5 protein-coding genes are annotated in these 7,000 nt (G+C 59.0%); 2 read left to right on the forward strand and 3 right to left on the reverse strand.

The window, feature by feature from the left end:
- Nucleotides 1-58 precede the first annotated feature (58 nt).
- A complete protein-coding gene (locus tag LAT62_RS15225) occupies nucleotides 59-1,345 on the reverse strand; it encodes an FAD-binding oxidoreductase (RefSeq protein ID WP_293385882.1) in 1,287 nt (428 codons plus the stop codon).
- A gap of 40 nt (nucleotides 1,346-1,385) precedes the next feature.
- Entirely contained in the window at nucleotides 1,386-2,705 is a 1,320-nt protein-coding gene (locus LAT62_RS15230; protein WP_293385884.1) for an aspartate aminotransferase family protein, read from the reverse strand.
- Between the two features lie 149 nt (nucleotides 2,706-2,854).
- Here LAT62_RS15230 and LAT62_RS15235 point away from each other — a divergent pair, with 149 nt between their 5' ends.
- Nucleotides 2,855-4,351, forward strand: coding sequence for an aldehyde dehydrogenase (locus LAT62_RS15235; protein WP_293385886.1), 1,497 nt, complete (start codon nucleotides 2,855-2,857; stop codon nucleotides 4,349-4,351).
- Nucleotides 4,352-4,390: 39 nt separating this feature from the next.
- On the opposite strand, the gene LAT62_RS15240 is transcribed toward LAT62_RS15235, so the two are convergent.
- Nucleotides 4,391-5,917: a hypothetical protein gene (locus LAT62_RS15240; protein ID WP_293385888.1), complete on the reverse strand. Its 1,527-nt coding sequence runs from the start codon at nucleotides 5,915-5,917 to the stop codon at nucleotides 4,391-4,393.
- Between the two features lie 445 nt (nucleotides 5,918-6,362).
- On the opposite strand from LAT62_RS15240, the gene LAT62_RS15245 reads away from it, so the two are divergent.
- Entirely contained in the window at nucleotides 6,363-6,920 is a 558-nt protein-coding gene (locus LAT62_RS15245; protein WP_293385890.1) for a hypothetical protein, read from the forward strand.
- Nucleotides 6,921-7,000: the final 80 nt, after the last annotated feature.

Genomic DNA, 7,000 nt, shown 5'->3' on the forward strand with positions numbered 1-7,000 from the left:
GTGGTTATGTTCCGTAGGAGGCCAGCCCCCTGGCCGATGGCGGCGTCAGCCGCCTATATCAAACCCCCAACCGATCACGCAGTTCGTAGAAGACGGCGCCAAGCGCAGTGTAGGGCTTGCGGAAGGCGCGGCCACCGGGGAACTGCATGTGGCGCACGCTGCCAAAGGCATCAAAGCGCTCCGCCTGCCCTTTCAGCGCCTCGCACATCAGCCTGCCGATCAGGTGCGTGGTCGTGACACCATGGCCGCTGTACCCCTGCGCATAGAAAATGCTCGGCGTCAGCCGACCCACCTGCGGCAACCGGCTCACCGTCAGCAGAAAATCACCGCCCCAGGCATAATCCAGTTTCACGCCTTTCAACTGCGGGAAAGTCTTTTCCAGGCGCGGACGCAGGAAGGCCTCGATTGACGCCGGGTCACCCCCCCCATAGGACACCCCTCCCCCATAAACCAAACGGAAATCACCGGTAATGCGGTAGTAGTCCAGCTTGTAGTTGCAGTCTTCCACGCATTCCAGATTCGTGATCAGGTCCCGCGCCCGGGTCTCGCCCAGGGGCTCGGTAGCCACGATCTGGGTGCCACAGGGCATGGAACGCGCTGACAGCTCGGGCACCAGGCCACCCAGATAGGCATTGCCCGCAATCACCAGATAGTCCGCAGTGACCTGCCCGCCACTGGCGGTGGTGACCACAGGACGCTGCTTGCGTTCGATGCCGGTGACCCGGCTGTCTTCGAATATCTGTCCGCCCAGCGACTCGATAGCCGCGGCTTCGCCCAGTGCCAGATTGAGCGGATGCACATGGCCGCTGCGATGGTCCAGCAGGGCGCCATGATAGCGGTCGCTGTGAATTCTGGCCCGCGTCGCGGCCGTATCCAGCAGTTCGGTCTGGTCGTGGCCATAACTGGCCCACAGACCATGACGGGCTTCCAGTTCCTGCATCTGCTTGCGGTTGAACGCTGCAAAAATGCCACCTGGTCGATAGTCACAGTCGATCTTGTACTGGTCGATGCGCTGGCGAATGATATCAGCGCCTTCGAACGCCATGCTGCCCAGCATCTTTGCCGTGTCCGCGCCATGGTGGCGCTCGATGACATCCACGTCCCGGCTGTAACTGTTGATCAGTTGACCGCCATTGCGCCCAGAGGCCCCCCACCCCACCCGGGCTGCCTCCAGCACCACCACCTTGTAGCCGGCTTCGGCCAGGTGCAGGGCGGTCGACAGGCCGGTATAGCCGGCGCCAATGATGCAGACATCGGTGTCGATGCTGTCCTGGAGTGAGGGGCGCTCGGGAGAAGGGTTGGCACTGGCAGCATAGTAGGACGCAGTGTGCGCGGTACGGCTCATGTACAAAAGTCCTTCAAAATGAGTCGGAATGCGGCGGCGCTCAGGCCGCCGCCAATATGGATTGCTTCAGCGCAGCAACGAGCTGATCGATCTCGTCGTGGCTGATGATCAGGGGCGGTGACAGGGCGATGGTGTCCACACTGCAGCGCACCAGTGCATTACTCTTCCAGAAGCAGTGATGATAGACCCGATAGCCGCGGGCACCGGGCTTGTCATCCGGCGCCAGCTCGACGGCCCCGACCAGGCCCATATTGCGAATGTCCTTCACATTGGGCAGGTCACGCAGGCTGTGCAGCGCCTCTTCCCAGTAGGCTTCCATCTCCAGCGTACGCTGGAACAGGCCTTCCTGCTCGTAGATATCGAGCGTCGCCAGGCCGGCCGCAGCGGCGACCGGGTGCCCGGAATAGGTGTAGCCATGGAACAGCTCGATGGTTTCTTCCGGCCCCTGCATGAAGGCATCATGAATATGGTCGGCTACAAAGACCGCGCCCATCGGGATGGCGCCATTAGTCAGGCCCTTGGCCGCCGTGATGATGTCCGGCACCACACCCAGCCGGTTGGCGGCGAAAGCATCGCCGACGCGCCCAAAGCCGGTAATGACCTCATCGAAAATCAACAGGATATCGTGCTTGAGGGTGATTTCGCGCAACCGCTCCAGATAGCCCTTGGGTGGGATAATGACACCCCCCGAGCCGGCCATGGGTTCCACGATCACGGCAGCCACATTTTCCGGCCCGTGCAGCGCCAGTATGTCCTCCAGCGCCTCGGCCAGATGAGCGCCCTGCTCGGGCATGCCGCGGCTAAAGGCAGCCTCCGGCATCAGCGTATGCGGCAAGTGGTCAACGCCCGGCAACTGCACCGGAAAGGCGCGGCGGTTGTTGCCCATGCCGCCAACCGAGATGCCACCGAAGTTGGTGCCGTGATAGCCCTTCTCGCGACCGATCAACCGGGTGCGCTGATGGTGCCCGCGAGCACGCTGATAGGCCAATGCGATTTTCAGCGCGGTATCCGCCGACTCCGATCCGGAATTGGTAAAGAACACATGATTTATCGTGTCCGGTGTATGGCGCACCAGTCGCTGTGCCAGTTCGAACGACGGCGGATGCCCCATCTGAAACGGCGGTGCATAGTCGAGGCGTTCAATCTGCTCGGCCACGGCCCGCGTAATGGCAGGCCGGGAATGGCCCGCATTGGTGCACCAGAGGCCGGCGGTGCCGTCCAGAATACTGCGCCCGTCCTGGCTTTGGTACCACATGCCCTCGGCACTGACCAGCACACGTGGCTCGGCCTTGTACTGGCGATTGGCGGTAAACGGCATCCAGAGAGCATCGGTCGAAATAGGGGGTTGCTGAGAGGTCATGAGTGCACCTGAGTCAGATTTTGAACACTATGCCGTCACAGTCTATGTAAAATAAATCAAACATCAAGTGTTCGATATATTGAATTATTGCACTAGGGTGCGCTAATGTTGCAGCATCGTTATTATCACTTTTGCAGCGAGGCAGGACCATGGCCAACCGGCATGATCTCAGTTACTGGGAAAGCAAAGCCGCCGACATACAATTCGATGGACGCGCCTGGATTGACGGCTCCGCAAGAGACGCCGCCAGCGGTGACACCTTTGCCTGTCACAGCCCGATAGACCGTCGCCATCTGGCCGATGTGGCCTCGTGCGATGCTGCCGATATTGACTTGGCCGTTCAGGCGGCCCGACGTGCCTTTGAAGAGGGCGTGTGGCGACGCAAGGCACCGGCCAAGCGCAAGAAAATCCTGCAGCGCTTCGCCGATCTGCTGGAGCAGCATGCCGAAGAGCTGGCGCTGACCGACACCCTGAACATGGGTAAGCCGATCAGCGATTCGCTGGGTATTGATGCGCGAGCCACCCCCAACTGTTTTCGCTGGACCGCGGAAGCCATCGACAAGATTTATGACGAAGTGGCTCCTACCAGCGAAGATGAGCTGGGGCTGGTTACCCGCGAACCGGTCGGTGTCGTGGGCGCCATTGTGCCCTGGAACTTCCCCATGATCATGGCGTCGTGGAAGCTGGCGCCGGCACTGGCGATGGGCAATTCCATCGTGCTCAAGCCGTCCGAAAAGAGTCCGCTCAGCGCCCTCAAGATGGTGCGGCTGGCCGAAGAAGCCGGCCTGCCCAAGGGCGTGTTCAATGTCGTGCCTGGCTTTGGCCACACCGCCGGCAAGGCGCTGGCCCTGCACAATGACGTCGACACCCTGGTGTTTACCGGCTCAACCGGTGTCGCCAAGCAACTGATGATCTACGCCGGCGAATCCAACATGAAGCGGGTCTGGACCGAAGCGGGCGGCAAGTCGCCCAACATCGTCTTTGCCGATGCGCCGGATCTGGAGGGTGCCGCCAAGGCCGCCGCCAGCGCCATCTTTTTCAACATGGGCGAAGTCTGCACCGCCGGCTCCCGCCTGCTGGTGGAAGACAGCATCGCCGATACCTTCATGGAGAAGGTACTGGAAGCGGCGAAGACCTGGCGCCCCGGCAACCCGCTGGACCCGAAAACCAATATCGGCCCCATTGTCGATGAAGGGCAGATGCAGCGCGTGCTCGACTATATCGAGAAGGGCAAGAGCGAAGGCGCCCGCCTGAGCGCCGGCGGTAACCGAGTCAGCGACCTGGGTGACGGCTATTATGTCGAACCGACGGTCTTTGAAGACGTGCAACCCGGCATGAGCATCTGCAAGGAAGAGATCTTCGGCCCTGTGCTGTCTGTGGTGCGCTTCAAGCATGAAGAAGACGCCGTACGCATCGCCAATGACAGTGTCTACGGCCTGGCCGCCGCCCTGTGGACCCGTGACATCAGCCGTGCCCATCGCGTGGCGCGCGCCCTGCGCGCCGGCTCGGTATGGGTCAATCAGTTCGACGGCGGCGACATGACGGCACCCTTCGGCGGCTACAAGCAGTCCGGCAACGGCCGAGACAAGTCCCTGCACGCCTTCGACAAGTACTCCGAGATCAAGGCGACCTGGATCAAGCTGTAAGCCTGCATCGACACTGAAGGCAGCACCGGCAGGCTGGTTTCAGTCACTGATGCCCTTGAAATGTACGGTGCGTCCGGCATTGCTGAAGGTCGGGCTTCCGGTTGCGTCAGGTCGTGTGTACATATCGCCACCAAAGCCCGCATCCAGTGTGCCGGTCGACTCGACCTTCACGAAATACTGGGAGTCGGGCGAGACATCCAGATCCACTTCACAATTACCCGCTTCGTCGTTGTGGTCTGCCATGTCGACTGATTCAACCAGGTTGTCGCTATTGAAGGCTGCGGCGGCAGTATTGGAGCGGTACAGGCTGACGATGGTATGCCCATTCAGGGACTCAAAACCACAGGCATACTCATAGTAGCGCAAGGTTGAAAAGCCCCAGGCCACGAAGCGATAGAAGGATTGATTGTTGGCATTGTCGCCTTCTGAACGATGTTGTGATCCCACAAAATGCTGCATGTCCTCGTTCAATGCATAAGGGTTGGGTGCATGCTGAGGAAAGATCCAGGCAGGCCGGCGCGCCGAGCCTTCGTTCTGGCGATGCGTGCTCAAGGTGACCTCCTGAGGGTCACTGAAGTTGGCGCCACTAAAAGCCTGCACTTCAATATAGACCCGATCTCCCTGCTCCAGAATGTGAGTGCTTACCGTGTTGGTGTCGTGGTGTGTCTTGGTTTCCCGAGGCGTGCCAATGTCACCTTCATCGTCAACAGAGCGGGCCAGACGCACGACCGTATCGTGAACAGACAACTCACCGGTGGTGCGGAACCTGAAAGCACCGTCGTAGGGCGCCCGGAACCAATACACCGCCGAGTCTCCCGGCATCAGGGAAGTCGTCTGCGGATGGCCTTTGCAAACCCTGGGCACCGGTTCCGTGGTCGTCGTGGGCTGGCAAAGGTTGACCTGTGTTGCGCCTCCCACTGAGCTAAGCTGTGTCGAAATCTCGGCGTCGTTGAAGTTGTCGCGCAGTCGTTGTCTTGCCTGCTCGAAATCTTCGCTATCCGAGACCTGCAAAATGGTATCTTCCAGTGCATCCCAGCCTTGCTCCATGAACTCATCCGTCAATTCACCATCATCCCAGGCTTCATTGAACTGACTCAACAATTCATCCAAGTCGTCATGGAAACTGGCCGCTATGGACAGTTCGGCCAGCACACCGCTCTCATGCTGGAGCAGGGCATCATCATCCTGTTCAAACATATTGAGGGTTCGCGGATCCAGGATCAGCCCCAGCTCATCACGAAGTTCTCCCAGCACAGCCTCGGCATGATCTGACAACGACTGGTCCGAATCTGCCATGCGTTGACGGATACCCTGCCCCATCAGGTGGCTCAGCAGATTGACGTTGCCCAGAAAACCATTGCCATCACCATTGACCTCTACCACGGTGGTGAGCGAGATCGGGTCACCGGAGTAGTTGCCTGCACTTTCGTCAAAGTGAAAACCCTCGACCGTCACCAGAGAAGGACCGCTCCAGTCGACATCCTCGAACTCGAATTCACCCCAACTGCCGACATCTGCGGTTACACCGTCACCGTCGGGGTCACCCTGTTCATCCAAAGGCTGCAAGGTTGCAGTGGATCCTTGTTGAAATGGACCCTTTTGAGCAAACCCACTCACGCTTTCAAACGGAGGTTCAGAGCCGCTTATGCCGGAAGAGTCATCATCATCACTGCTGGAACTGCTGTTGCAGCCTGCAAGTGCTAAGGACATGACGATAACAAGAAGTGAAGTTCCAAGCGGGTAGTGACACTGTGACCGTGAATGGCCAACTGAACGGGGGCTCATTAGATTGCTCCTTTCCTTAGACCGGTACAGCTTCCTCCAGTATGCGAGTTTTATCTGATTATGGTGCTTGTCATCAGAGGCGGCTGTCAACAGCGCGGCCTGTAGCAAAATGTGAAGATAGCCCTCCCAGCCGAACCCCTGAATTGCGGTTAGGGCAGCTTGGCATCGCGCGGCAATGCCATCACTGGAAAAATCCACCCCTTCATGCCACGCTGGAGTCAACTGAATGACGCTCCTGGATGACCCCATGACACTCAACAAACGCCTGTGGCTAACCGGCGCGCTGGTCTTCACACTGTTGCTGGTGGCCTGTAATGCCGCTCGGGAGTTGACCAACATTTCTGTGACGATCATTTCCGAAGAAGAGGTCCAGGGGTCTGGCGGTTTGCCACTTGGGGATCTTCTGGGTGGTTTCGGCAGTTTTGACGTTACCGAGTCTGAAAACTTTCAGAACAGTGATGCCACGCGTAACAATCTGGAGTCGTCGAGTCTGGCTTCGTTCACACTGCGGGTGACCGATCCTGATCAGCAGGATCTGGATTTTATCGATGAAATGAAGGTTTTTATTGATGCCAATGGTGAGGAGAAGTCGCTGATTGCCTGGTATGACGATTTCGAGTCGGACCAGCGCGAGGCGACTTTCAATCGGGTTGAAGATGTTGATCTGACCGATTACCTGCGTGCCGAGGAGGCCGAGATCGTGACCGAGACGGAGGGCTCACCGCCCCAGTTTGACACCACGCTCGAGGTGGAGATGGTGCTGGACATCAATTTTCTGCTGTAGGCAGGGGCGCCTGACAGAACCGTGAGTGGCCAAGGGCCACAGCCTTGTGTCTCTCCGGCAATGGTGATTAGCTATCACCA

This window comes from Natronospirillum sp. (assembly GCF_022565775.1).
Classification (GTDB): Bacteria; Pseudomonadota; Gammaproteobacteria; order Pseudomonadales; family Natronospirillaceae; genus Natronospirillum.